Consider the following 2,301-nt stretch of genomic DNA (forward strand, 5'->3'; position numbering starts at 1 on the left):
CACCAGCCACCCACCAGACCCGGTGACAACACCCCCCGGATCATGACTGCGACTGGGGGCGAGAATCATGCCGGGCCTGGCTGGCCAAAGCCTCGATTATCGAGGCGGGAAGATAGTAACGGGGGCCGGCGAGCGATCTCGACGGACGAAAAAACGCCGACCCGTATGGGTCGGCGTTGCGCATGGGGAACGACGAGTATCAGAACTGATTCATGGTGTTGTCCTTACCCGCCGCTTTCAGCGCCGCTTCGCCGCTGAAATACTCCTTGTGGTCGTCGCCGATGTCCGAGCCGGACATGTTCTGGTGCTTGACGCAGGCGATGCCCTGACGGATTTCCTTGCGCTGAACGCCAGCCACATAACCGAGCATGCCCTGGTCGCCGAAGTATTCGCGGGCGAGGTTGTCGGTCGACAGCGCAGCGGTGTGATACGTCGGCAGCGTAATCAGGTGATGGAAGATACCGGCTTCGCGCGACGCGTCGGCCTGGAAGGTGCGGATCTTTTCGTCCGCGGCCTTCGCCAGTTCGCTCTCGTCGTATTCCAGGCTCATCAGCTGGGCGCGGTCGTAGGCCGACACATCCTTGCCCGCGGCCTTCATCGCGTCATACGCCTGCTGGCGGAAGTTCAGCGTCCAGTTGAACGACGGGCTGTTGTTGTACACCAGCTTGGCGTTCGGGATGACCTTGCGAATCTCGTTGACCATGCCGGCGATCTGCGCGATATGCGGCTTTTCGGTTTCGATCCACAGCAGGTCGGCACCGTTTTGCAGCGAGGTGATGCAATCGAGGACGCAGCGTGCTTCGCCCGTGCCGGCGCGGAACTGGAACAGGTTGCTCGGCAGACGCTTCGGACGCAGCAGCTTGCCGTCGCGCTTGATGACGACGTCACCGTTGCCCAGTGCGTCGGGCGAGATTTCGTCGCAATCGAGGAACGAATTGTATTGGTCGCCCAGGTCGCCCGGCGTGCTGGTCACGGCGATCTGCTTGGTCAGGCCGGCGCCCAGCGAGTCGGTACGGCACACGATGATGCCGTCGTCCACGCCCAGTTCGAGGAATGCGTAGCGGATCGCGCGCACCTTGGCCAGGAAGTCCTCGTGCGGCACGGTCACCTTGCCGTCCTGGTGGCCGCACTGCTTCTCGTCGGACACCTGGTTTTCGATCTGGATGCAGCAGGCGCCCGCTTCGATGAACTGCTTGGCCAGCAGGTAGGTGGCTTCCGCGTTGCCGAAACCCGCGTCGATGTCGGCGATGATCGGCACGACGTGGGTGACGTGGTTGTCGATCTTTTCCTGGATGGCGGCCTTGGCAGCGCCTTGCGCCGCGTCCAGCTGGCGGAACAGGCCGCCCAGTTCACGGGCGTCGGCCTGGCGCAGGAATGTGTACAGCTCGCGGATCAGCGCGCTGACGGAGGTCTTCTCGTGCATCGACTGGTCCGGCAGCGGGCCGAACTCGGAGCGCAGCGCGGCCACCATCCAGCCGGACAGATAAAGGTAGCGGCGCTCGGTGCTGTTGAAGTGCTTCTTGATGGAGATCATCTTCTGCTGGCCAATGAAGCCATGCCAGCAGCCCAGCGACTGCGTGTACTTCGACGGATCGGCATCGTAGGCGGCCATGTCGGCGCGCATGATCTTCGCCGTGTATTTCGCGATGTCGAGGCCGGTCTTGAACTTGTTCTGGGCTCGCATGCGTGCAGCCGATTCGGGATTGATGGCATTCCAGGCGCTGCCTTGTTTCTCCTTCAAACCAGCCACTGCCTTGATGTCGTCTTGATATTGAGCCATGTGTATCTCCTAAGTCTCCGAAGAGCAAAGCGCGATTGAATGAATGGTTCAGCGTGCCGCCACGTAAGTCGAAGCGAACTGCATGGCTCAATTGTAGGGTCTTCCTGATGCGTCGCAGCAAAGTCTTATATAAGACATATGAGTTATTTATTCGTTATTTATCAACGACATGGCGAACAATTTTTGCGCTGTAGAACATGCTTTCATAAAGCGAAATGGCGCCGCCTCGGGAATTCGAGCTACATTTCACGATGTGAAGTGCGCTTTCGGTTGCCGGAGGCGGGCGGGGCGTGGATGGCGCGAGTAGCGACAGGCCGGGGTTTGGTAGACGTCCGTTGTGACGAGCAGACGTCTCGGCGCGCGTCAATGCTTCAGATAGCGATGCGCCAGGGCTTCGTACAGCGGCGGCGCGAATAGCCTGGAAACCTGGCTCGACACGAGTGCCGTTGCCATCAACGAGAGCACGAGCGCGTGCCCGTCGATCATTTCGATGACGATGACGAACGCTGTGATCGGGCTCT

The 2,301-nt window shown here is 60.5% G+C and carries 1 protein-coding gene and 1 pseudogene; both read right to left on the reverse strand.

Features of this window, described 5'->3' with window-relative positions; translation table 11 throughout:
• Positions 1-199 precede the first annotated feature (199 nt).
• A complete protein-coding gene (locus tag AB4Y44_RS42215; RefSeq protein ID WP_342921676.1) occupies positions 200-1,780 on the reverse strand; it encodes an isocitrate lyase in 1,581 nt (526 codons plus the stop codon).
• Between the two features lie 363 nt (positions 1,781-2,143).
• Positions 2,144-2,301: pseudogene (locus tag AB4Y44_RS42220) on the reverse strand (chloride channel protein); the annotation flags it as partial.

Origin of the sequence: Paraburkholderia sp. BR10937 (genome assembly GCF_040965695.1) — a bacterium.
In the GTDB taxonomy this organism is placed as follows: domain Bacteria; phylum Pseudomonadota; class Gammaproteobacteria; order Burkholderiales; family Burkholderiaceae; genus Paraburkholderia.

Excerpts from the sequence above, each read along its gene's own strand:
- AB4Y44_RS42215 (WP_342921676.1), bottom strand. The coding sequence starts at position 1,780 with ATGGCTCAATATCAAGACGACATCAAGGCAGTGGCTGGTTTGAAGGAG.